Below are 24,570 nucleotides of genomic sequence, written 5' to 3'. Positions count from 1 at the left end.
TAATTGACCTGCGAGTGCCCTACAAAATGACAACGACAACAACAAAATTAGATCCGATTGAAACCGCATCGCGTGACGAATTACAGGCTTTGCAAACCGAGCGCCTGAAATGGACGTTAAAACACGCCTATGAAAATGTCCCGATGTACCGCCGTAAGTTCGACGCGGCGGGGGTTCACCCGGATGATTTCCGTGAGCTGAGCGATCTGAGCAAGTTTCCCTGCACCACCAAGCAGGACCTGCGTGACAACTATCCCTTCGACACCTTCGCGGTACCGATGGAGCAGGTGGTGCGTATCCATGCATCATCCGGCACCACGGGTAAACCGACGGTGGTGGGCTATACGCAAAATGATATCGATACCTGGGCTAACATCGTCGCCCGCTCGCTGCGTGCCGCAGGCGGTACCGCGAAAGATAAAATCCACGTCGCTTATGGCTATGGCCTTTTCACCGGCGGACTGGGCGCGCACTACGGCGCGGAACGCCTGGGGGCAACGGTTATCCCGATGTCCGGCGGTCAAACCGAGAAACAGGCGCAGCTGATTCGCGATTTCAAACCTGACATGATTATGGTCACGCCATCCTACTGTCTGAACCTGATTGAAGAGCTGGAGCGCCAGATGGGCGGTGACGCGCGGGGTTGTTCGCTGCGTACCGGTGTCTTTGGCGCAGAGCCGTGGACAACGGGGATGCGGACGGAGATCGAACGTCGCCTGGGTATTACGGCGCTGGATATTTATGGCCTCTCGGAAGTGATGGGGCCGGGCGTGGCGATGGAGTGCATCGAAACGGGTGATGGTCCGACAATATGGGAGGATCATTTCTTCCCGGAAGTGGTCAATCCGGATGACGGTACGCCACTGGCCGACGGCGAACACGGCGAACTGCTGTTCACCACGCTGACGAAAGAAGCGCTACCGGTCATTCGTTATCGTACCCGCGACCTGACGCGCCTGCTGCCGGGTACCGCGCGCACGATGCGTCGTATGGATCGCATTAGCGGGCGCAGCGACGATATGCTGATTATTCGCGGCGTCAACGTCTTCCCATCGCAGGTGGAAGAAGAGATCCTCAAGATTGAACATCTGGCTCCGCATTACCAGTTGGAAGTGGATCGCCGAGGACATCTTGATTCGCTTTCGGTACGCGTGGAGCTTAAAGAGAGTAGCCTGGTGCTAAGCCATGAGCAGCGCTGCCAGATTTGCCATCATTTGCGTCATCGTATTAAGTCGATGGTCGGTATTTCAACGGACGTAAGCATTGTTAACTGCGGCAGCATCCCGCGCTCAGAAGGAAAGGCGTGCCGGGTGTTCGACCTGCGCAAAGTTGCCGCCAACGGTTAAGACTCGTAGGCCTGATAAGCGCAGCGCCATCAGGCGAGAGCGCACAAGTTACCGGATGGCGGCGTTGCCTTATCCGGCCTACAAATTCCTGCCATATCGCGGAAATTATCCTGTGCTATGATTCAAAAAGGACAAAAAAGACAACAGTATGAATCATATGGAAAAACTCGATAGTTTTATTCAGCAGGCGGTAACCGCAATGCCGGTCAGCGGCACCTCTCTTATCGCCTCGCTTTACGGGGACTGTTTATCGCAACGCGGTGGAGAAGTCTGGCTCGGTAGCGTTGCCGCGCTGCTGGAAGGGCTTGGCTTCGGTGAGCGTTTTGTACGTACCGCGCTGTTTCGCCTTAATAAAGAAGAATGGCTGGACGTAGTACGTATCGGCCGCCGCAGTTTCTACCGCCTGAGTGATAAAGGGCTACGCTTGACGCGCCGCGCCGAGAGCAAAATCTACCGTGCCAGCGCCCCTGAGTGGGACGGTACCTGGCTGCTGCTGCTGTCGGAGGGGCTGGAGAAAAATACCCTGGCCGAAGTTAAAAAGCAGCTGTTATGGCAAGGTTTTGGCGTACTGGCGCCGAGTCTGCTGGCGTCGCCATCGCAAAAGCTGGCGGACGTACAGTCGCTGCTTCATGAAGCTGGGGTAGCGGAAAACGTCATCGTTTTTGAGGCGCATTCGCCGTTGGCACTCTCCCGCGCTGCGCTGCGTGAGCGGGTAGAAGGGTGCTGGCACTTAACCGAACAAAATGCCATGTACGAGGCGTTTATCATGCTGTTCCGTCCGTTGTTACCGCTACTGCGTGACGCCGGGCCGGACGAACTTACGCCAGAGCGCTGCTTCCAGATCCGCCTGTTGCTCATTCACTTCTATCGTCGGGTTGTGCTCAAAGATCCGCTGCTGCCGGAAGAATTGTTGCCTGCTCACTGGCTGGGTCAGACGGCGCGTCAGCTGTGCATTAATATTTATCAACGTGTTGCGCCCGGCGCCCAGGTTTTCGTCAGCGAAAAAGGCGAGAGCTCGGTGGGGGAACTGCCCGCGCCGGGTCCGCTCTATTATCAACGCTTCGGCGGATTAGCCGAGGTGTAACAGGAGAAGCCATGCCGATTTACCAGATTGACGGGATGATCCCGGTAGTTCCTGCAGAAAGCTATGTTCACCCAACCGCAGTGCTGATTGGCGATGTCATTCTCGGCAGAGGTGTTTATGTTGGTCCCAACGCCAGCCTGCGCGGAGATTTTGGGCGTATCGTGGTTAAAGATGGGGCGAATATCCAGGATAACTGCGTGATGCACGGATTTCCCGGCCAGGATACGGTAGTGGAAGAGGACGGACATATCGGCCACGGGGCGATTCTGCACGGCTGTGTGATTGGGCGTAACGCGCTGATCGGCATGAGCGCGGTGATTATCGATGGCGCGATCATCGGTGAAAACAGTATCGTTGGTGCTTCGGCGTTTGTGAAAGCGCGCGCTGAGATGCCCGCCAACCATCTGATTGTCGGCAGCCCGGCGAAAGCGATTCGCATGTTAACTGAGCAGGAACTGGTGTGGAAAAAACAGGGCACTCGCGAGTATCAGGTGCTGGTGGGGCGCTGTCAGCAGACGCTTGCAGAAGTGAAGCCGCTGACTGCGGTAGAACCCGACAGAAAGCGGCTGGAGTTTGATGAGAATTTGCAACCTAAGTCAGCGAGTTAGCGATTCTACGCAATACCCGGTGTCAGAACTGATAGCTGGCGGTAACGCTGACGTTACGCGGCTCACCATAAACGATAGAACCGTCGATATTCGTGTCGTAGGTTTTATCGAACAGGTTATTAAGGTTACCCTGCACTGAGAAGTTTTTTGTTACCTGGTAGCGGGTGAACAAATCTACCAGGGCGTAGCTTCCCTGTTCCGCGCGGAATGTGCCATAAGGCGTGACCGTATCGCTGTAAACACGATTCTGCCAGTTAACTCCACCGCCGACGGTCAGTTCCGGCATGGCTGGCAGGCGATAACGGGTAAACAGTTTGACCGTGGTCCGCGGCAGATTCGGGTTTACTGCATTGCCTTCGTTGTCTTCAGCAACATAGCGTGTCGCACCAAACGTCATCTGCCAGTTATCAGTGATCGCACCGTTAATCTCGAATTCGACCCCTTTGCTGACCGTACCATCCATCGCTTTAAAGGCTGTGTCGCCATTGCTACCTGCGATTGGCACGCCGGTTGATTGCGCTACGTTATCCTGTTCAATGCGGAACACCGCGAGCGTGGTGGTTAAACGGCTGTTCATCCAGTCGGACTTCAGGCCAAGCTCATAGTTGTTGCCGGTGATCGGAGAGAGATATTTACCGGAACTGTCGCGCTTGTTCTGCGGCTGGAAGATTGAGGTATAGCTGGCGTAGGTAGACCAGTTATCGTCAATGTCATAGACCAGACCCGCATACGGCGTGGTGTGGTTTTGCTCCATGCTGTAGGTCAGGGTGTCGATACGCCAGTTGGTGTAACGTGCGCCAACAATCAAATGCAGTGGGTCGGCCAGCGAAATACGCGTTGCGGCGTACAGCGATTTCATGTGCGTGGTATCGTCCTGAGCCAATGACTGCGGGTTCCAGTTGGTTTCAGGGAAGTTACCATCGTAGGTATAGAAGCTGCCGATTTCGTTGGGGAAAACGTTCGCCCACGAGCTTTCATAACGGTTATTCTGTTTACTGTAGCTGCCGCCCAGCATCAGATTATGCTGACGACCAAACAGATCATAACCGCCGTCGGCAAATAGATCGACAGCATCCACTTTACGTTTGCCGCTGTTCCAGCCGGTTCCTCCGACGTAGTCATATCCCGGACCATAGTTGCCATATGGGCCAATCAGCGTGCCGTCGGCCTTGTTAACATAGGCATCGACGTACATCATTTTACTGTCGAACTTGACCTCGGAGTGGGTGGCGTTCATGGTCGCCTGCCAGGTATCGGCAAAACGTTGTTTGATGGTGACAAACACTTTGTTGAAGTCTTTATCGTTGTAAGCCCAGTCCGGTGCAGTGCTGCGCGAACGGTCGTAGCTGTTTTTACTGCCATCGGTATTCCAGCGCGGCAATCCACCCCAGGTTGGGCTGTTGATATCAATGCGCTGATATTCATAGCCCGCAGACAGGCTGGTGGTGTCACCCAAATCGGCATCGACAATCCCGGAGAAGAACATTTTTTCGCTATTGTAGCGATCAAGCCAGGAGTCGTTATTCTGGTAACCCGCCACGATGCGGCCGCGCACGTTGCCGTCTGCTGTAAGCGGGCTTTGCAGATCGGTCACATAGCGTTGTTTGTTCCAACTGCCATATTCCGCTGAAACATTACCGGTGAACTCGCGGCTGGTGGCATGCTTACGGATCATGTTAATGGAGGCTGAAGGGTTACCCGTCCCGGTCATTAGCCCGTTTGCGCCACGGACCACTTCGACACGCTCAAAAAGGGCGGTGTCAGAAAGGGCGTCACCGAGATTCCAGCGGGATTCAAAATAGGTCGGGATCCCATCGACCATATAGTTATCAATCTGAAATCCGCGCGAGTAATAGCTGCTGCGATCTGAATCCGCCTGGCTTTTGCTTATCCCCAACGTGTTGTCCATCACATCGCCCAGCGTTTGCAATTGCTGATCTTCCATGCGTTGCTGGCTGACAATGCTGACCGATTGCGGAATATCGCGCTGTGTCATTTGCATTTTTGTGCCAGCGGTCGTCGATTTAACGCTGTAATCCTGCTCCTCACTGGATGCGGATGGAGCAGAACCCTCCACGATCACTGTCTCTTCTGCAGGGGCTGCGAGGCTGGTGGAAGGTAAAAGGGCTAGCGTGACGCATGCTGCCAGCAAAGAAGGGGCAAGGCCCGGTTGGCGTTGAACATTCCCGTTGAGTGTTGTGAAAGACATCGAAAAGTCCTTGATAATTATTAATATTAAGTTCAAATCACCGGTAGTTGTGATGAACCCTTTGGTTGTAAATTATTAAATGCGCATGTAAATACAAATGCGAAATATACGCATTAGCACTCAATGTGTAAACAGATGCTACGGCATAAATGAAATATTGTTTCAGTACTATGCTTAAGCAATAGCGCAGGGAAATGGTTATAAGAACAGCAGCGGCAAAGGATTTTGCTTAAATAATCGAGGGTTAAAGTTGAAAGAGCGTGAGTAACTCGCTCATACTCTATACTCGCAGAGTTACCCGGCGTAGCATGACAAAACGCTTGGGCTGATAATGAAAAAGGAAAACGTCGTGGCAGAAGAAACTATATTCAGCAAAATTATTCGTCGTGAGATTCCGTCGGATATCGTATACCAGGACGAACTGGTCACTGCGTTTCGTGATATTTCCCCTCAGGCACCAACGCATATCCTGATCATTCCTAACATTCTGATCCCCACTGTCAATGATGTGACGGCGGAACATGAACAGGCATTGGGCCGCATGATCACCGTTGCGGCGAAAATTGCTGAGCAGGAAGGCATTGCTGCAGATGGGTACCGCTTAATCATGAACACCAACCGCCACGGGGGGCAGGAGGTGTATCACATTCATATGCACCTGCTGGGTGGACGTGCGCTTGGCCCAATGCTTGCGCATAAAGGTCTGTAAGCATGACCAGAGGATGCATTGCGCTTTCACTGGGTTTGTTGTTGCTGGCGGGTTGTCGAACACATCCTGAAATCCCGGTAAGTGATGAACAGTCGCTGGTGATGGAATCAACAATTCTGGCGGCGGGTATTACAGCAGAGCAGCCCACGTTAACAACGTCTGATATTCAGGCTTCGGCATCCTCTCGACTCTATAACGAAAGACAAGAACCCGTTACCGTTCATTATCGGTTTTACTGGTATGACGCCAGAGGGCTGGAAATGCACCCTCTGGAAGCGCCACGCAGTGTGACTATTCCGGCTCATTCGTCGGTGACGCTGTACGGCAGCGCCAATTTTCTGGGGGCGCACAAGGTTAGACTTTATCTTTATTTGTAAGGGGTGAATCTTGATGAACAAAATGAATCGCTACGCACTGATTGCCGCGCTGGCGATGTTTCTCTCTGGCTGTGTGGCGCAACGTGAGCCCGCGCCGGTAGAGGAAGTGAAGCCGGTACCGGAACAGCCTGCGCAGCCGCAACAGCCGGTGCCGGTTGTGCCAACGGTGCCAAGCATACCGCAGCAGCCGGGCCCAATTGAGCATGAAGACCAAACGGCGCAGCCTACGCCACGTCAACGTCACTATGACTGGAACGGGGCTATGCAGCCGATGGTCGGCAAAATGCTGCAGGCAGACGGCGTCAAAGCGGGCGGCGTTCTGCTGGTTGATAGCGTGAATAACCGCACCAACGGCTCGTTGAACGCGGGTGAAGCCACCGAAACCTTACGTAACGCGCTGGCGAATAACGGTAAGTTTACGCTGATTTCTGCCCAACAGCTGGCTGTCGCCAAACAGCAGTTAGGTCTGTCGCCGAATGACAGTCTGGGAACGCGCAGTAAAGCGATTGGTATCGCCCGTAACGTTGGCGCGCAGTATGTGCTTTATTCCAGCGCATCCGGCAACGTCAATTCGCCTGCGCTGCAAATGCAATTAATGCTGGTACAAACTGGCGAGATAATCTGGTCAGGTAAAGGTGCCGTTCAGCAACAATAACAGACTCACGCGCGGCGAAGTGTTGTCGCGCTATTTCCCGCAGTATCATCCCGTCGCAACCAGCCAAACCGGCCTGAGCGGCGGGAGCTGCATCATTGAACACCGTTCCCACCGACTGGTACTGCGCTGCCATCACGACCCTGACGCGCCGGAATCTCATTTCTTACGCCAATATCATGCGCTAAAACACCTGCCAGAAAGCCTTGCGCCACGTCCTCACTTTTATACGCGTGGGTGGATGGCAGTCGAGTTTTTTCACGGTAAGGTAGAATCCAGATTACCGGACGCCGACGAACTCGCAGGCTTACTGTATCATCTGCACCAGCAACCCCGATTGGGCTGGAGAATCAGCCTGCTTCCGCTACTTGAACAGTACTGGCAGTGTGGCGATCCGGCGCGTCGTACACCATGCTGGCTGCGCGCGCTGAAGCGGCTAAGGAAACGAGGTGAGCCTCGACCTTTGCGTCTGGGGCCGCTGCATATGGATGTTCACGGTGACAACATCGTACATACGGCATCAGGGCTGCGGCTGATTGACTGGGAATACGCCGGAGACGGTGATATTGCCCTGGAGCTGGCGGCAGTATGGGTTAGCGATGAATCCCAGCACCAACAGTTGGTTAGCACCTACGCCCAACGAGCGCACATTGAGCCAGACGTTTTGTGGCGACAGGTCAGACAATGGCAACCCTGGATAATGATGCTGAAGGCGGGGTGGTTTGAGTATCGCTGGCGGCAAACCGGCGATCGACAATTTATCAGGCTGGCCGATGAAACCTGGCGGCAGCTAACAATGAAAGGATAAGGAGAGCAGTGTGGGCCCAGTAATGTTGGATGTCGAAGGGTATGAGCTGGACGCTGAAGAGCGTGAGATTCTGGCACATCCGCTGGTAGGTGGGTTGATCCTCTTTACCCGAAATTATCATGACCCGGAACAGCTGCGTGAATTAGTGCGTCAGATCCGGGCTGCGTCACGTAACCATCTGGTGGTGGCGGTAGATCAGGAAGGCGGACGCGTACAGCGTTTTCGTGAGGGCTTTACCCGTCTGCCTGCGGCTCAATCCTTTGCTGCGTTGCATGGTCTGGAAGAGGGCGGCAAACTGGCTCAGGACGCCGGGTGGTTGATGGCCAGCGAAATGATCGCGATGGACATTGATATCAGCTTTGCACCCGTGCTGGATGTGGGCCATATCAGCGCAGCAATCGGCGAGCGTTCTTACCATGCCGATCCGCTAAAAGCGCTGGCGATGGCGACCCGCTTCATTGACGGGATGCATGCTGCTGGCATGAAAACGACCGGTAAACATTTCCCAGGACATGGGGCGGTGACGGCGGATTCACACAAAGAAACCCCAACCGATCCACGCCCAGAAGCCGAGATTCGTGCGAAAGATATGTCCGTGTTCCAGACGTTGATTACGGAAAACAAACTGGATGCCATTATGCCTGCGCATGTCATCTACAGTGATGTCGATCCGCGTCCGGCGAGTGGCTCACCTCACTGGTTGAAAACGGTGCTACGTCAGGAACTTGGCTTCGATGGTGTCATTTTCTCCGACGATTTGTCGATGGAAGGGGCGGCGATTATGGGAAGCTATGCGGAGCGTGGACAGGCGTCGCTGGATGCAGGTTGCGATATGATCCTGGTCTGCAATAATCGTAAGGGAGCGGTCAGTGTGTTAGATAATCTGTCGCCGATCAATGCAGAACGTGTTACACGTTTGTATCATAAAGGTTCATTTTCACGTCAGGAACTGATGGACTCGTCACGCTGGAAGACGGTAAGCGCTCAGCTTAACCAACTTCATGAGCGCTGGCAGGAAGAGAAAGCAGGTCATTAACGCAAGTTTGGCGAGGATGCGATGATTATCTATTTACACGGTTTTGACTCTAACAGCCCGGGCAACCATGAGAAGGTGTTGCAGCTGCAATTCATCGACCCGGATGTCAGGCTGATTAGCTACAGTACGCGGCATCCTAAACATGATATGCAGCATCTGCTGAAAGAAGTGGACAAAATGCTGCAGCTGAATGTGGATGACCGTCCGCTGATTTGTGGTGTGGGGCTCGGGGGATATTGGGCTGAACGGATTGGTTTCCTGTGTGATATTCGTCAGGTAGTGTTTAATCCCAACCTGTTCCCGTATGAGAACATGGAAGGCAAAATCGACAGACCTGAGGAGTATGCAGATATCGCGACAAAATGCGTGACCAATTTCCGCGAAAAGAATCGCGATCGCTGCCTGGTGATCCTGTCACGTCATGATGAAGCGCTTAATAGTCAGCGTTCGTCGGAAGAGCTGCATCATTTTTACGAGATAGTCTGGGACGAAGAGCAGACGCATAAGTTTAAGAATATCTCTCCGCATTTGCAGCGCATCAAAGCGTTCAAGACGTTAGGTTAATTCTTATTGAGTGTGTAAAAAACCAGCCATCGGGCTGGTTTTTTTGTTCTTAAAGTTCCGGTTGTCTATCTTTTCAGCATCAAAACTTGATACATATCAATTTTGGTATGACCAATGCACCGTTCGTGTTATTCTCACTCTCGAAGAACATTTTCATTGCCGTAACTTGTTGTTAATTAAAGGCTATGCTCATAACTTTTAATTAACAATTGGTTAATAAATTTGAGGGGGTCACGTTGACTACACCATTGAAAAGGATCGTGATTGTCGGCGGCGGTGCTGGCGGACTGGAAATGGCGACGCAGCTGGGTAAAAAACTCGGGCGTAAGAAAAAGGCCAAAATCACACTGGTAGACAGAAACCACAGTCACTTGTGGAAACCGTTACTGCATGAAGTGGCGACGGGTTCACTGGACGAAGGTGTGGATGCGCTGAGTTATCTGGCACATGCCCGTAACCATGGCTTCCAGTTCCAGTTAGGCTCGGTGGTGGATATCGATCGTGAAGCGAAGACCATTACTCTTGCTGAGCTGCGCGATGAGAAGGGTGAGCTGCTGGTTCCTGAGCGTAAAGTGCCGTATGACACGCTGGTGATGGCGTTGGGCAGTACGTCCAACGATTTCAACACCCCTGGCGTGAAAGAAAACTGCATTTTCCTCGATAACCCGCATCAGGCGCGTCGTTTCCACCAGGAGATGCTGAATCTGTTCCTGAAGTATTCCGCGAATCTGGGCGCTAACGGAAAAGTGAATATCGCCATTGTGGGTGGCGGTGCGACGGGTGTTGAACTCTCCGCTGAGCTGCACAATGCGGTAAAACAACTGCACAGCTATGGTTACAAAGGGCTGACCAATGACGCGCTGAACGTTACGCTGGTCGAAGCCGGTGAGCGTATTCTGCCTGCGTTGCCGCCGCGTATTTCCGGTGCTGCGCATAATGAGTTAACCAAACTGGGCGTACGCGTACTGACCCAGACGATGGTAACCAGCGCTGATGAAGGCGGACTGCACACCAAAGATGGCGAATACATTAAAGCCGATCTGATGGTGTGGGCGGCGGGTATCAAAGCGCCAGACTTTATGAAAGACATTGGCGGTCTGGAAACGAACCGTATTAACCAACTGGTGGTTGAGCCAACTCTGCAGAGCACGCGCGATCCTGACGTGTACGCGATTGGCGACTGCGCTTCCTGCGCTCGCCCGGAAGGCGGTTTTGTGCCTCCGCGCGCTCAGGCAGCACACCAGATGGCGACCTGCGCGATGAACAATATTCTGGCACAGATGAACGGTAAGCCGCTGAAAGCGTATCAGTACAAAGATCACGGCTCTCTGGTCTCGCTCTCTAACTTCTCTACCGTGGGTAGCCTGATGGGCAACCTGACCCGTGGTTCGATGATGGTGGAAGGACGTATTGCGCGCTTTGTGTACATCTCACTGTACCGCATGCACCAGATTGCTTTGCACGGCTACTTCAAAACCGGCCTGATGATGCTGGTCGGCAGTATCAACCGGGTGATTCGCCCGCGCCTGAAACTGCATTAATATCAACTTGTGGCGCCGGATGATTTTATGCATCCGGCGCCTTCCTTCAGAGTTCTCCGAATCATCCTGCGTTCGTGCCTCCTCCTGCTATTTTCATCCGTAATCTGATTGGCATTCCTTACCTTCTGTTGCAAAGTTGTTGCTAATAGCAAAAAAGGAGGTAGTCCCGTGAATAAATCAATGTTGGCGGGTATAGGGATTGGCGTAGCTGCTGCGCTGGGTGTTGCAGCGGTGGCCAGTCTGAACGTTTTCGAGCGTGGCCCACAGTATGCGCAAGTTGTCTCTGCAACACCGATTAAAGAGTCGGTAAAAACACCGCGTCAGGAGTGCCGGAACGTAACGGTCACCCACCGCAAGCCGGTACAAGATGAAAACCGTATCGCGGGTTCCGTACTGGGCGCGGTTGCGGGTGGTGTTATTGGGCATCAGTTTGGCGGTGGACGTGGTAAAGATATTGCTACCGTGGCCGGTGCTTTAGGCGGCGGCTATGCAGGTAACCAGATTCAGGGTTCGATGCAGGAAAACGATACTTACACCACCACGCAGCAGCGTTGTAAAACGGTGTATGACAAATCTGAAAAGATGCTGGGCTACGACGTGACGTACAAAATTGGCGATCAGCAGGGGAAAATCCGTATGGATAAGGACCCCGGCGCGCAAATTCCGTTGGATAACAACGGACAGTTGGTACTGAATAACAAAGCGTAAAATAGCATTATCCTGAACATTAGCCCCCCATTCGCTCAGGCTGGGGGGCTTTTTTTATCAGAAGGTTAAGGCGTAGTTCAGACCAAAAGTACGACCCCGGCCCTTGTATTCATACAGTGACGGGCTGCCGTAGGTTGGGCTATACAGCAGTGGCGCACGTTGTCCCCACAGTGTGGTGTACTCTTCATTCAGCAGGTTTTCCACGCTGAAGGTCAGCTTACCCAACGGGAGCTGATAGCTGCCGATAAAGTCCATCGTGTTATAGCCATCCAGCTTGTTACCGCTGGCGTCGGTCAGATCAAATGTTTGCTGGCTCTGTACGCGCAAGGTCCACGGTTCTGGTGCCCAGCCGACCCACGCGGTTGCTTTGGACGGTGAGGCCAGCGTGACATCCCATTTTTGCCATTTACCGTTCTGTTTCACTTCCGATTTAATGACGTTGAAGTTGCCACCCAGGCTCCAGTCCGTGTCCGCAATGAAATAATCCACCGCACCTTCAACGCCATAAATGCGGCGATCGTCGGGCTGAACGTTAATGGTCATATCGCTGCGGTTGATAACGATCGATTTATCTGAAGTCGAGTAGTAAGCGGCCAGTTGCGTGCGCAGACTATCGCCGGTGTAGCGCCACCCCAGTTCGTACGAGTTAACTTTAATCCCTTCCAGACGTGAATCCGCCACGTTGACGCTGCGCTGGAGCTGGTAATGATCGCCAACCAGCGAATAGGTACCGTTACCGTAATATTTCCCTGGGTCCGGAAGCTCCACGCCCTGAGAAAAGTTAAACCACGTTTGCTGACGGTCGGTCAGGTGGGCAAGGATACCGGCGTTGAACAGGAAATTATCGTAATCGGTTTTGCCGCCCGGAATAGTATCGGCAGAGTTCGCAAGCCCGGTCGCGATTCCCTGCTGTTGAGCATAGCCAACGAAATCATCAACCCTGTTTTCGGTCCACTGATAGCGCACGCCGCCGCTGAGGGTAAAAATGTCGTTAATGTCATAGCTGTTTTGCAGGAAAGGCGCGAAGTTGGTGATGCTGTAACCGGGATAACGTCCGGTGGTATAAGCGGTACGGTTGTCCATGCCGCCGGAGGGCAGGGACCAGGCCAGATCGAAGAATTTCTGATTGGAGTCGAAGGTTTCGTGATCGGCATCGACACCCCACGTCAGCTCCCAGTTATCCATCAACTGGCTGTTGAGGGTAATTTTGGCACCAAACTGGTCTGTGTCCTGCTGTGATGCGGAGAAACTGGTGACTTTGCCTTTGCTGAGCGTAGGGAAGGGGTAGAATTTCAGCGATTCGTCACGGTAATAGATTTGGCTGACCAGGTTCTGGCCAAAAAAATCCGCATCTGAATATTGCAGGCTAATAAGATGACGTTCGGTGCCGGGAATACGATCGGAATTCAGTCCGCTGCTGGTGTATGCTTTGCCGTTTCCGGTCACGGCGGACATGTTCTCGCCGAGATCCAGCCCGTAATCGTCATCCCCCTGACTTTTATAGTACTGCGTAACCAGTTGCAACTGACGGTTGTCGTCAAGTTCAATCGTCCCTGTGCCCATGACGTCCAGGCGATCGGAGTGCTGTAGCCCGGTTTGGGTGTTATCGAGCAGCAGGGCATCGTGATTACCGTCATACCAGCCGCCAAATCGTTGATACGCGACGGACATACGCCCGGAAGCGCGATCGGTTCCGCCACTCACCGCCGCGGCAACGCGCTCATCATGATCGTTGCTATTGTTGAAGCCGCTTTTGCTCCCCAGTTCGAGTTCTACTTCACGCTCCGGCTGACCTTTTTTGGTGACAATGTTGATTAATCCGCCGGTACTGCCACCGCCATAAAGAGAGGTTGCGCCTGAAATGACTTCAATGTGCGCAATGTTAAATGGGTCAATGGAGTCAAGCTGACGGCTGTCGGTTCGCGAGGAGTTCAGACGGACACCGTCAATTAGCACGACAATGGCGCGACCGCGCATGTTCATGCCGTAGTTTGTGCGTCCCTGGCTACTAACATCGATTCCTGGGATTAGCTGAGCAAGAACATCCTTGAACTCTTTTCCTCCCTGAACCTGTTGTTCAATCTCGCTTCCTTCAATAACCCAGGTCGTTTGCGCCATTTCTGCCACGGTGCGCTGGCTACGGTTGGCGCTGACGATGAGGTTCTCTTCCTCAGCCGCAACAGCGGGTAAAGTTAAAGATAACAGAAGAGGATTGAGCACCCAGAGACGCTTATGCATTTGTATTCCTTTTAAAAAAAGTCGGTCTGTTTTTGTTATAGCGGTAGAGAAACCGATGGTTACATTGTGAAACAGGCATTAAAACAAATGCGAATATTGCTGATAATAATTGTCGTTATCAATACTTTTTACAAAAAATGATCGGGTAACACGATGAAAACAATGAGAAATGTAGGGACAATAGAACGGGAATCTAACCGGGAGCGTTATCAGCTCCCGGTGGTGTGAGTACAGCGGGGGAATTGCGGGAAAGGGTTAAGCTTTGACGAGTTCGGGCCACAGCCGCAGAGTTGTGTGTGCGATCTGCATCAGTTTTTCAAACGTTGCGCCTTCACGGGCGCTGATCGACATACCTTGTAAAATACAGTTCAGGTATTCGGCCAGTTTTTGCACGTCGCAATGGGCCGGAATTTCGCCTCGTTGCTGGCGCTGGTGAAGGAACTGGGTAAGCGTCTGTTCCTGCATTGCATGGCGGGATTTCACCGTGTGCGCAATATCGCGGGAAGAGGCTGCCAGCGTCGCAGAAGTATTAATCATGAAACATCCCGCCGGGGTGTCCTTGCTGGTAAAGCAGGTCGCTATAGCGGTGAAATAGTCTTCAAGTGCGGACTCAAGGCTTTTTTCTTCACAAAACAGCTGGGCTTCGTGTTTCGCCGCAAAGCGGGTGATGTAGCGGTCCAGTACGGCACGGAACAACCCTTCTTTATTGGTGAACTCCGCATACAGCGTGGGCGCTTTTGCGCCGGTGGCTTCCACAAGATCGGCGAGCGAGGTCGCTTCATATCCGTGCTGCCAGAAGAGTGTCATGGCCTTATCAAGCGCGGCTTCCCTGTCGAACACTTTTGGTCGGCCACGGCTTTTTTTTGCACAACCTGTCGTTTCAGTTGTCATGGCGCCGATGTACCTTTGTTGGGTTTATTGAATAACCATTATAAAAATATTCGACTGCACACTCCAGCGGATTCACGATAAAAATAATTTATAGCTATTAGCATGAAAAATAAGACCTTTATATTTTATATAACGATCATTATAAAAAAAATGTTGACGTGTGACCTGGATCACATCTATGATTTACCTATCGATCGTTAATTTAATCTTTTCGACACCTATTCATCTGCTAAAGGTCACTATCATGAAAAACGTAAAAACACTGTTTGTCGCTGCTGTTCTTAGCTCACTGTCATTTGCAAGCTTTGCCGCTGTTGAAGTTCAGTCCACTCCTGCGGGCCAAGAGAAAGTCGGTACTATTTCTGCGAATGCGGGGACTAACTTAGGTTCTCTGGAAGATCAACTGGCGCAGAAAGCCGATGAGATGGGTGCGAAGTCTTTCCGTATTACTTCCGTTACCGGTCCTAACACTCTTCACGGAACTGCTGTTATCTACAAATAAGATTTAACCCATCGCAATGCCACTGCGAGTTAAATAAAAAACCCCCGCGGAATAAAATCCAGCGGGGGTTTTTTTATACACTACGTTTACAGCGGTTGTTGAGCAACATCATGATGACGAGTCACATCGACCGGCATGCCAGAGCGAATCTCCATCGCATGATCCATGACGGCGGTATCTGTTTGCGCCGCATTTTTAAATGTCTGCATGGACGCGTTCAGCACGATCGGCAGCAGTTGCGGGTCGTCATTGATTTTTTCGGACAGCGGTTGGTGTACTTCCACCAGGCGCACGCCGTTAGGCTCAACGGATGCTTTGATCGGCGTATTGATAATATTGACCTTAGTTCCGGGCGTTACCTGACGGAACAGGGTTTCGATATCACCGTCGCGCAGACGAATACAGCCGGAGCTGACGCGCATTCCGATGCCAAAATCAGCATTTGTACCGTGCAACAGGTACACGCCGCCGTATGCCGCTAAGCGAATCGCATGATGGCCCATCGGGTTATCCGGACCGGCAGGCACAACGGCAGGCAGGTCAATCCCGTTTGCTTTGTATCGCGCGCGGATATTTGCCGTCGGCGTCCAGGTGGGGTTGGCGCGTTTATCAGAGATGGTGGTTACCATCGTAGGCGTCAGCGTGTCACCACCTAACTGGCCAATACCAATAGGATACACGGTCACCGAATTGGTCCCCGGCTGGTAATAATAAAGACGCAGTTCGGCGAGGTTGATAACAATACCTTCGCGCGGGGCATCAGGTAGCAGAGTTTGTAACGGGATCGTCAAAACGCTGCCCGGACGTGGTACGTAAGGGTCAACGCCAGGGTTGGCCTGCAGCAGCGCGAGAAAGCCGACATTGTACTTTTTTGCAATCGCTTCCAGAGAACCGCCATTGTCTTCAACAACGTGAACGGCATTCTGACCCACCAGACGGCTTCCCGGTGGCGGCAGCGGCCAGGTGTTTGCCTGAGCCGGAAGTGCTAACGCGAATGTCGCTGCAAGCGTAAAAAACGCGAGCCAGCGAGAGAGTCGTTTATTGTTTAACATCACCATAAATCCATTGTTTTTACGTGGTTTTTATTATGTAAAAGTAAACGAGAATTATGGCTGTTTGCTGTGTCGGGAAGTGCAGGGAAGTGCAAAGAGTTTGTAAATTCATCAGGCCGGGTGAGTGGTGTGCTCACCCGGCCTGTTCACTATGCTACGGCGTTTTCTTCAAGCTGACGCATAAACTGGCGGACCCAGTCGATCCGCGTTTTACGCTCGCTCAACTCCTGCATAAATTTCAGCCGGGTTGGACCGTCCAGACGGAAGTGCTGCGGCTGCTTTTGCAGTAAACCAATCAGCCAGACCGGGTTGACGTGGTTTTTCTCGGCAAATTCAATGGTACCGCCTTTTTCATTGCCTTCGAGCTTTCTGATCCCCAGTTTCTGCGCCTGCTGGCGTAAACGGGCGATATCCAGCAGCGTACGAGCCGGGTCGGGCAGCAAGCCAAAACGGTCTATCAGCTCAACCTTAATTTCTTCCAGTTCGTTTTCGCCTTTCGCACTGGCAATGCGCTTGTAGAACGACAGTCGGGTGTTTACATCCGGGATATAGTCATCCGGCAGCAGAGACGGCATGCGCAGTTCAACTTCGGTTTGCTGGCTGGTGAGATCTTCCAGTGACGGTTCACGCCCTTCTTTGAGCGCATCGACCGCGTTTTCCAGCAGTTCCATATACAGTGAGAAGCCGATGCTTTCCATGGAACCACTCTGATCTTCACCCAGTAATTCCCCGGCGCCGCGAATTTCGAGGTCGTGGGTCGCCAGCGCAAAACCTGCACCCAAATCTTCCAGCGAGGCGATGGCTTCCAGACGTTTTTGCGCGTCGGTGGTCATCGCTTTCGGATGCGGCGTCAGCAGCCAGGCGTAAGCCTGGTGGTGAGAACGTCCCACACGACCGCGCAACTGGTGTAATTGCGCTAAACCGAAGTGATCCGCTCGTTCGATGATGATGGTGTTAGCGGTGGGGATGTCGATCCCGGTTTCGATAATGGTGGTACACACCAGCACGTTAAAACGCTGATGGTGGAAATCGTTCATCACGCGTTCCAGTTCGCGCTCGCGCATTTGTCCGTGACCGATACCAATACGCGCTTCCGGCACCAGTTCTGCTAATCTGTCAGCGGTTTTCTGAATGTTTTCGACGTCGTTAAACAGATAATAAACTTGTCCCCCGCGCAGAACTTCACGCAGGATCGCCTCGCGTACCACCAGGTTGTCGTATTCGCGCACGAAGGTTTTGACCGCCAGACGACGAGCGGGCGGCGTGGCGATAATCGACAGATCGCGCATGCCGCTCATTGCCATATTGAGCGTACGTGGAATAGGCGTTGCTGTCAGGGTCAGAATATCGACATCTGCGCGCATCGCCTTGATGCGTTCTTTGTGGCGAACGCCGAAACGGTGCTCTTCATCGACAATCAGCAGACCCAGATCTTTTAACTTCACATCCGCTTGCAGCAGTTTGTGCGTGCCGATGAGAATATCAATTTTTCCCTCGGCAACTTGCTCCAGAATCTGCGCTTGCTCTTTGGCGCTACGGAAACGGGACAACATCTCAATGCGTACCGGCCAGTTGGCAAAGCGGTCGCGGAAGTTGTCGAAGTGCTGCTGTGCGAGCAGGGTGGTCGGCACCAGCACGGCAACCTGCTTGTGGTTCTCTACGGCGAGAAAGGCCGCGCGCATCGCGACTTCGGTTTTACCAAAGCCGACGTCGCCGCAGACCAGGCGGTCCATGGCCAGCGGTTGACACATATCGCTGAGTACCGCGTTAATCGCCTGCGCCTGGTCAGGCGTGGTTTCAAACGGGAAGCTGTCGCAAAACAGCTGATACTGTTCACGGTCATGCTTAAAGGCAAAGCCTTCTTTCGCCGCGCGCTGGGCATAAATATCCAGCAGCTCTGCCGCAACATCGCGCACCTTCTCAGCGGCTTTCTGTCGGGCACGTGACCAGGCATCGCCGCCAAGTTTATGCAGCGGCGCATTCTCTTCTGCGCCACCTGCATAGCGGCTGATGAGATGCAGTGACGACACCGGCACGTACAGTTTGGCGTCGTTGGCATAGGTGAGCATCAGATATTCACCGGTTATGCCGCCCGCTTCCAGCGTGGTCATACCGGCATAACGACCCACGCCATGCTCCAGATGCACCACCGGCTGACCGGGATGCAGCTCTGCGAGGTTACGAATTAACGTATCCGGGTTGATGGTGCGACGAGAATCCTGGCGGCGGCGCGCCACGCGTTCCCCAAGCAGATCGCTTTCACAAATCAGCGCCAGATTGCGTTTGCTATCGATGAAGCCGTGCTCAGCTGCGCCAATCATCAGATAACGACCGTTATCTACGGCTTCATCGAGTCGCAATATCCGCTTCGGCGCCACTTTGATACGGGCGAGCAGTTCGCCAAGTGCTTCACGGCGGCCTTCACTTTCCACCGAGAAAATCACCGGACCGGTGAAGCCTTCAAGGAATTTACGTAACGCATCTAACGGCGCTTTTTGCTGTGCCTGAACGGCGATATCCGGCAGCTTCTGGAACCCGAGGTTAGTATTCGCTGCTTTGTTCGCCAGACTCTCGGTTTTCAGTTGAACGCGCGGCCAGCGTTTAAGTTCAGAAAACAGCTCATCAACCCGCAGCCACAGCGATTCCGGCGGCAGAAGCGGGCGCATGGGATCAACACCGCGATTTTCAAAGCGCGACAGGGTATCGGCCTGGAAGCGTTCTGCGCTGGTCTCGATATCACCGGTATTCACCAATAACGTATTGGCGGGGAAGTAGCTGAACAGCGGCGGCAGCGGCTCGCTGAAAAACAGCGGTTGCCAGTATTCAATACCCGCAGGTAACGTGCCTTTGCTGACCTGCTGGTAAATATGTTCGGCGTCGCGTTTCACCTCAAAGGTATCACGCCACTGGCTGCGGAATAGCTCGATGGCCGTTTTGTCAGTCGGGAATTCGTGTGCGGGAAGCAAATTAATGGCATCGACTTCTTCCAGCGTGCGCTGGGTGTCGGTATCAAACAGACGCAGGCTGTCGATTTCGTCATCAAAGAAATCCAGACGATAAGGCAACTCGCTGCCCATCGGGAACAAATCCAACAACGCGCCGCGTGTGGCGTATTCGCCGTGTTCCATGACCTGATCAACATGGCGATAGCCCGCACTGTCCAGCTGTTCACGCAGAGCGTCACGTGAAAGTCGCTGGCCCTTTTTCATGACCAGCGCATGACCGTGCAGATAGCTGTGCGGACAAACGCGCTGCATCAGTGTATTTACCGGAACGATCAGCACGCCGCGCTGCATGGCAGGCAGCTGATACAGCGTGGAGAGCCGCGAGGAGATAATCTCCTGATGGGGAGAAAAGCTGTCGTAGGGTAGCGTTTCCCAGTCGGCCAGGTTCATCACCATCTGGTCAGTAAACTGACGAATTTCATCATGCAAACGCAGCGCATTTTGCATGTCCGGCGCGATCAGGACCACTGGACCCGCGTGATGTTCGGCGATTTCGGCGACCAGCGTTGCGCAGGCGGCACCGGTAAGCTCACCTAACTGGCGCTGATCGCCAGCTTTCGCCGGGAGCGTGTAACGATGTTGTTCAGGCATTCGGTTGTCAGGATCTCGTTTAGATATACATCTGATAAGCAATGTTCTTTATTATCCGTGATCGTTTCTCATAAGCAAATTGATTCGCCCCCTGATGGGGGCAAAAAGCGCGTTGGGGTTAGCGCGAGACGGCTGATAAAGAAGGTGGAGAAAAGAGCAGGTCGGCCACTGTTTTTTGTGAAATTTTACGTACCAACAGGCCAAACAAGGTGCACAGCAGCAGGCAGGCGAACGGATACACCAGCAGCAGGGCCAGCTCCGCATAGGCAGGCCAGGCGGCATGATTGATTTTGGGGATTAGCGTTAAGCTGAACAGCTCAACCAGAATACGGTGGGTGGTGTAGATGGCGATGGTATTGGCACCAATCACGCTTAACGGGCCGGACTCACGCATACCAAAGCGCAACTCAAATTGATAAAACAGCTTCATGATCAGCACAATGGAAAGCAGAGAAAGTAATAGTGAGACATTTGCCAGCCACGCGACGACGACGGCGATTGCGCTAACCAGAACAATGACTGCATGGCGGCGCAGGGGCACCTCCTTGATCCACACCATCAGCGTTGCGCCAAACCATGCACCGAGGCTGTACCAGGGCAGATTGCGAATCACGCTGTTCATTCCCCACCACGGCGTCGGGACAAAATTGATCGCCACGCTCAGCACCACAAATAACGCCAACAGCGGCACCGCCCAGCGGCTGAAAATCTTACACAGAACAAAATAGACAATCAGCGCGTACAGATACCACAAGCTGGTGCTGGCGGTCAGCATTCCGTGGGTAAAACCTGTGATCGAATCGGCATACGCAGCGTTGGCGGCATGGCTCAGATCGCGCTGTGGGGCCAGCCAGTTATTGAGCGCGACTAACGCCAGCCATTGCACCACTCCCCAAAGCACCAGCACCCAGGCAATGCTCCAGATCCGCTTATCCACGCAGGTTGTCCACGGGACGCTATCAATGTAGCGACGGATCAGATACCCCGAAATAAAGAAAAAGACCGGCATGCGAAACGGCGCCAGGTACAAATTGAGGTAAATCCAGCATTTGCTCAGCAGCTCTGAAAGCGGATGCTGAAAAGTAGTGAGGTGCGGGTAAAACGTGATTACCGAGTGGTAAATTACCACCAGACAAATACATAACCCTTTGATTTGATTAATCCATAGTTCTTTTTTCTTCATCGAGACGGCGTATCCATATTGTTGGCTATAGCCTGCCATCCTGCGCAACCCGCTGTGCGCTGTAATGCGTAACTGTCTGCATTTTGTTTTTTTAAGATAAAGATCAGGGACCCGGGCTGAAGGAAAGAGGGACAACTTTAGCGAATTGATTTATTTATACTTTTAGGAATAGTGCTGACGAACACTTACGGTTCAGTCATTTACCCATTCCGCTTTCGCTTATATACTCGTGACTTTGCTAACAGCAACCAGACGGATTTCATGTACCAACCTGTCGCTCTATTCATCGGCCTGCGTTATATGCGTGGGCGTGCAGCAGATCGCTTCGGTCGCTTCGTTTCCTGGCTCTCCACCATAGGCATTACTCTCGGGGTAATGGCGCTGGTCACGGTGTTGTCGGTGATGAACGGTTTCGAGCGCGAGCTGCAAAACAATATTCTTGGCCTGATGCCTCAGGCCGTACTCTCGTCTGAACAGGGTTCCCTCAACCCGCAACAACTGCCGGAAAAAGCGGTGGCGTTGAACGGCGTCAACCGCGTTGCACCCATAACTACGGGAGATGTGGTGCTGCAAAGTGCGCGTAGCGTGGCGGTCGGCGTGATGCTCGGTATCGATCCGGCGCAAAAAGATCCGTTAACGCCGTATCTGGTCAATGTGAAGCAAACAGATCTGCAACCGGGTAAGTATAATGTCATCCTCGGCGAGCAGCTTGCCGGGCAGTTGGGCGTGAACCGTGGCGATCAAATCCGTGTGATGGTGCCCTCGGCCAGCCAGTTTACGCCGATGGGGCGTTTGCCGAGCCAGCGTTTGTTTACGGTGATTGGCACTTTCGCCGCCAACAGCGAAGTCGATGGCTACCAGATGCTGACCAACATTCAGGATGCCTCGCGTCTGATGCGCTATCCGGTGGGTAATATCACTGGCTGGCGTCTGTGGCTGAACGAACCGTTAAAAGTTGACACGCTGAGCCAGCAAACGCTGCCGCAAGGCACCAAATGGCAGGACTGGCGCGAGCGCAAAGGGGAACTGTTCCAGGCCGTGCGCATGGAAAAGAACATGATGGGGCTGCTGCTTAGCCTGATCGTGGCGGTGGCGGCTTTTAATATTATTACCTCGCTGGGTCTGATGGTAATGGAGAAGCAAGGGGAAGTGGCGATTTTACAAACGCAGGGGCTAACGCCGCGGCAGATAATGATGGTGTTTATGGTTCAGGGGGCCAGTGCCGGGGTGATTGGCGCGCTGCTGGGCGCTGTACTGGGTGCATTGCTCGCCAGCCAACTGAACAATCTGATGCCAATTATTGGTGTGCTGCTGGATGGCGCTGCGCTGCCGGTCGCCATTGAGCCGCTACAGGTTATCGTCATTGCGCTGGTGGCGATGGCCATCGCGCTGCTGTCTACGCTTTATCCTTCCTGGCGCGCTGCCGCCACTCAACCCGCTGAGGCTTTACGTTATGAATAAGATCCTGTTGCAATGCGACAACCTGTGCAAACGCTATCAGGAAGGCACTGTGCAGACCGATGTACTGCACGATGTCAGTTTTTGCGTCGGCGAAGGTGAGATGATGGCGATTGTCGGCAGCTCAGGCTCCGGCAAGAGTACGTTGCTGCATCTGTTAGGTGGGTTGGATACCCCGACTTCCGGCGACGTCATTTTTAGCGGTCAGCCAATGAGTAAGCTCTCGTCGGCGGCGAAAGCGGAACTGCGTAATCAGAAGCTGGGCTTTATTTACCAGTTCCACCATTTGCTGCCGGATTTTACGGCGCTGGAAAACGTAGCGATGCCGCTGCTGATCGGCAAGAAAAAACCGGCTGAAATCACCGAGCGCGCACGGGATATGCTGAAAGCGGTAGGGCTGGATCATCGTGCCAGTCATCGCCCGTCTGAACTGTCTGGCGGCGAACGCCAGCGGGTGGCCATCGCGCGTGCGCTGGTGAATAACCCGCGCCTGGTCCTGGCAGATGAGCCAACGGGTAACCTGGATGCGCGTAACGCGGACAGCATTTTCGAGCTTCTGGGTGAGCTGAACCGCTCTCAGGGCACGGCATTTCTGGTGGTGACGCACGATCTGCAACTGGCGAAGCGGATGAGTCGCCAGCTTGAAATGCGCGATGGTCGCCTGACGGCTGAACTGAGCCTGATGGGAGCTGAGTAATGGCTTCGCCTTTATCGTTATTGATTGGTCTGCGCTTTAGCCGTGGTCGGCGGCGCGGCGGTATGGTTTCGTTAATTTCGGTGATATCTACCGTTGGCATCGCGTTGGGTGTGGCGGTGTTGATCGTCGGTTTAAGTGCCATGAACGGATTTGAGCGTGAGCTGAACAACCGTATTCTGGCCGTAGTCCCACACGGAGAGATTGAAGCCGTAAATCAGCCGTGGAATAACTGGCAGGAAGCGCTCGACAAGGTACAAAAAGTGCCGGGTATTGTCGCCGCGGCGCCTTATATCAACTTTACCGGACTGGTGGAGAGCGGGGCGAACTTACGCGCGGTGCAGGTGAAGGGCGTTGACCCGAAACAGGAACAGCGTTTAAGCGCGCTGCCATCCTTTGTGCAAAACCACGCCTGGGATAATTTTAAAGCCGGTGAACAACAAATCATCATTGGTAAGGGTATTGCCGATGCGCTGAAGGTGAAGCAGGGTGACTGGGTGTCGATTATGATCCCTAACGCCAGTGCGGATCATAAGCTACAGCAGCCTAAACGCGTGCGTTTGCACGTGACGGGGATCCTGCAACTGAGCGGTCAGCTCGATCACAGCTTTGCCATGATCCCAATGGAAGATGCGCAGCAATATCTTGATATGGGAACCAGCGTTTCCGGGATCGCGCTGAAGGTTAACGACGTGTTTAACGCCAATAAGCTGGTGCGAGACGCGGGTGAAGTCACCAATAACTATGTTTACATCAAGAGCTGGATCGGCACCTACGGCTATATGTACCGCGATATTCAGATGATCCGCGCCATTATGTATCTGGCTATGGTGCTGGTAATTGGCGTGGCCTGTTTTAATATCGTTTCCACGTTAGTGATGGCGGTAAAAGACAAAAGCGGCGATATTGCGGTATTAAGAACCCTCGGGGCGAAAGATGGGTTGATCCGTGCCATTTTTGTCTGGTACGGCCTGCTGGCGGGTCTGTTCGGTAGCCTGATAGGCGTCGTCATCGGGGTGGTTGTGTCGTTGCAACTGACGCCGATCATAAACGGGATTGAGGCGCTTATCGGCCATCAGTTCCTGTCCGGCGATATCTATTTCATTGACTTCCTGCCATCGGAATTACACTGGCTGGATGTGATTTACGTGCTGGTGACAGCACTCGTGCTGAGTCTTTTGGCAAGTTGGTATCCGGCGCGTCGCGCCAGCAATATTGATCCTGCGAGAGTACTTAGCGGCCAATAACAACAAAAATACACGACAGCATTCATGCTGCATCAAGGCGTAGCCAACGCAGAGGCATCTTGAAGGA

General features: G+C 53.2%; 21 protein-coding genes. 15 read left to right on the top strand and 6 right to left on the bottom strand.

Annotation, left to right across the window (positions count from 1 at the left end):
- Positions 1-26 precede the first annotated feature (26 nt).
- The 3 genes from paaK to paaY all read left to right on the top strand — a co-directional run bounded on the left by paaK (position 27) and on the right by paaY (position 3,038).
- A complete protein-coding gene (gene paaK / locus OGX90_RS13355) occupies positions 27-1,346 on the top strand; it encodes a phenylacetate--CoA ligase PaaK (protein ID WP_149608122.1) in 1,320 nt (439 codons plus the stop codon).
- Positions 1,347-1,503: 157 nt separating this feature from the next.
- The gene (gene paaX / locus OGX90_RS13350) at positions 1,504-2,430 is read left to right on the top strand and encodes a phenylacetic acid degradation operon negative regulatory protein PaaX (protein WP_172111175.1); all 927 of its coding nucleotides are present in this window, start codon (positions 1,504-1,506) and stop codon (positions 2,428-2,430) included.
- A gap of 11 nt (positions 2,431-2,441) precedes the next feature.
- Positions 2,442-3,038 (top strand): phenylacetic acid degradation protein PaaY, encoded by a 597-nt coding sequence (gene paaY, locus OGX90_RS13345; RefSeq protein WP_286624033.1) that lies wholly within the window; start codon positions 2,442-2,444, stop codon positions 3,036-3,038.
- Positions 3,039-3,060: 22 nt separating this feature from the next.
- On the opposite strand, the gene fhuE is transcribed toward paaY, so the two are convergent.
- Positions 3,061-5,247: a ferric-rhodotorulic acid/ferric-coprogen receptor FhuE gene (fhuE, locus tag OGX90_RS13340; protein ID WP_032943015.1), complete on the bottom strand. Its 2,187-nt coding sequence runs from the start codon at positions 5,245-5,247 to the stop codon at positions 3,061-3,063.
- 349 nt (positions 5,248-5,596) lie between these two features.
- On the opposite strand from fhuE, the gene hinT reads away from it, so the two are divergent.
- The 8 genes from hinT to OGX90_RS13300 all read left to right on the top strand — a co-directional run bounded on the left by hinT (position 5,597) and on the right by OGX90_RS13300 (position 11,642).
- On the top strand, positions 5,597-5,956 hold the full coding sequence (gene hinT / locus OGX90_RS13335; RefSeq protein ID WP_003030826.1) for a purine nucleoside phosphoramidase: 360 nt from the start codon (positions 5,597-5,599) through the stop codon (positions 5,954-5,956).
- A 2-nt stretch (positions 5,957-5,958) separates the two neighbouring features.
- Positions 5,959-6,333, top strand: a complete 375-nt coding sequence (locus OGX90_RS13330; RefSeq protein ID WP_008784425.1) for a YcfL family putative periplasmic lipoprotein — start codon at positions 5,959-5,961, stop codon at positions 6,331-6,333.
- Positions 6,334-6,346: 13 nt separating this feature from the next.
- Positions 6,347-6,988: a penicillin-binding protein activator LpoB gene (gene lpoB, locus OGX90_RS13325; protein WP_008784426.1), complete on the top strand. Its 642-nt coding sequence runs from the start codon at positions 6,347-6,349 to the stop codon at positions 6,986-6,988.
- Positions 6,969-7,793: a thiamine kinase gene (gene thiK / locus OGX90_RS13320; RefSeq protein ID WP_111465769.1), complete on the top strand. Its 825-nt coding sequence runs from the start codon at positions 6,969-6,971 to the stop codon at positions 7,791-7,793. Before lpoB ends, thiK begins: the two co-directional genes overlap by 20 nt.
- 10 nt (positions 7,794-7,803) lie before the next feature.
- A complete protein-coding gene (nagZ, locus tag OGX90_RS13315) occupies positions 7,804-8,829 on the top strand; it encodes a beta-N-acetylhexosaminidase (protein WP_048214423.1) in 1,026 nt (341 codons plus the stop codon).
- Between the two features lie 21 nt (positions 8,830-8,850).
- A complete protein-coding gene (gene ycfP / locus OGX90_RS13310; RefSeq protein WP_003030817.1) occupies positions 8,851-9,393 on the top strand; it encodes an alpha/beta hydrolase YcfP in 543 nt (180 codons plus the stop codon).
- A gap of 236 nt (positions 9,394-9,629) precedes the next feature.
- Positions 9,630-10,934, top strand: a complete 1,305-nt coding sequence (gene ndh / locus OGX90_RS13305) for an NADH-quinone dehydrogenase (protein ID WP_003832263.1) — start codon at positions 9,630-9,632, stop codon at positions 10,932-10,934.
- A 168-nt stretch (positions 10,935-11,102) separates the two neighbouring features.
- A complete protein-coding gene (locus tag OGX90_RS13300; RefSeq protein WP_003030814.1) occupies positions 11,103-11,642 on the top strand; it encodes a glycine zipper 2TM domain-containing protein in 540 nt (179 codons plus the stop codon).
- 57 nt (positions 11,643-11,699) lie between these two features.
- Here the strand turns inward: OGX90_RS13300 and OGX90_RS13295 are convergent, their stop codons facing one another.
- Complete coding sequence (locus tag OGX90_RS13295; RefSeq protein ID WP_048235621.1) at positions 11,700-13,880, bottom strand: TonB-dependent siderophore receptor; 2,181 nt, start codon at positions 13,878-13,880, stop codon at positions 11,700-11,702.
- Between the two features lie 255 nt (positions 13,881-14,135).
- Entirely contained in the window at positions 14,136-14,771 is a 636-nt protein-coding gene (gene comR, locus OGX90_RS13290; RefSeq protein WP_008784432.1) for a TetR family copper-responsive transcriptional repressor ComR, read from the bottom strand.
- A gap of 244 nt (positions 14,772-15,015) precedes the next feature.
- Between comR and bhsA the strand changes: the two genes are divergently transcribed.
- A complete protein-coding gene (gene bhsA, locus OGX90_RS13285; protein ID WP_003030810.1) occupies positions 15,016-15,273 on the top strand; it encodes a multiple stress resistance protein BhsA in 258 nt (85 codons plus the stop codon).
- Positions 15,274-15,359: 86 nt separating this feature from the next.
- Here the strand turns inward: bhsA and ldtC are convergent, their stop codons facing one another.
- The 3 genes from ldtC to OGX90_RS13270 form a co-directional block, all read right to left on the bottom strand.
- Positions 15,360-16,325: a L,D-transpeptidase LdtC gene (ldtC, locus tag OGX90_RS13280; protein WP_032944376.1), complete on the bottom strand. Its 966-nt coding sequence runs from the start codon at positions 16,323-16,325 to the stop codon at positions 15,360-15,362.
- Positions 16,326-16,474: 149 nt separating this feature from the next.
- A complete protein-coding gene (gene mfd / locus OGX90_RS13275) occupies positions 16,475-19,921 on the bottom strand; it encodes a transcription-repair coupling factor (RefSeq protein ID WP_008784434.1) in 3,447 nt (1,148 codons plus the stop codon).
- Between the two features lie 118 nt (positions 19,922-20,039).
- The gene (locus tag OGX90_RS13270; RefSeq protein WP_286624031.1) at positions 20,040-21,104 is read right to left on the bottom strand and encodes an acyltransferase family protein; all 1,065 of its coding nucleotides are present in this window, start codon (positions 21,102-21,104) and stop codon (positions 20,040-20,042) included.
- Positions 21,105-21,365: 261 nt separating this feature from the next.
- Between OGX90_RS13270 and lolC the strand changes: the two genes are divergently transcribed.
- From lolC to lolE, 3 genes are read left to right on the top strand one after another with little or no spacing between them, the layout of a single operon-like run.
- The gene (gene lolC, locus OGX90_RS13265; RefSeq protein WP_213786346.1) at positions 21,366-22,565 is read left to right on the top strand and encodes a lipoprotein-releasing ABC transporter permease subunit LolC; all 1,200 of its coding nucleotides are present in this window, start codon (positions 21,366-21,368) and stop codon (positions 22,563-22,565) included.
- Positions 22,558-23,259 carry a lipoprotein-releasing ABC transporter ATP-binding protein LolD gene (gene lolD / locus OGX90_RS13260; RefSeq protein WP_003832278.1) on the top strand — a complete coding sequence of 234 codons (702 nt, stop codon included), beginning with the start codon at positions 22,558-22,560 and terminating at the stop codon, positions 23,257-23,259. Before lolC ends, lolD begins: the two co-directional genes overlap by 8 nt.
- Positions 23,259-24,503 (top strand): lipoprotein-releasing ABC transporter permease subunit LolE, encoded by a 1,245-nt coding sequence (gene lolE, locus OGX90_RS13255; protein WP_003030804.1) that lies wholly within the window; start codon positions 23,259-23,261, stop codon positions 24,501-24,503. The genes lolD and lolE overlap by 1 nt, the downstream gene beginning before the upstream one ends.
- Positions 24,504-24,570: the final 67 nt, after the last annotated feature.

This window comes from Citrobacter sp. Cpo012 (assembly GCF_030333015.1).
In the GTDB taxonomy this organism is placed as follows: Bacteria; Pseudomonadota; Gammaproteobacteria; order Enterobacterales; family Enterobacteriaceae; genus Citrobacter; species Citrobacter portucalensis.
Note: the sequence above shows the minus strand (reverse complement) of the source record. Positions and strands in the feature narration are given on the sequence as shown.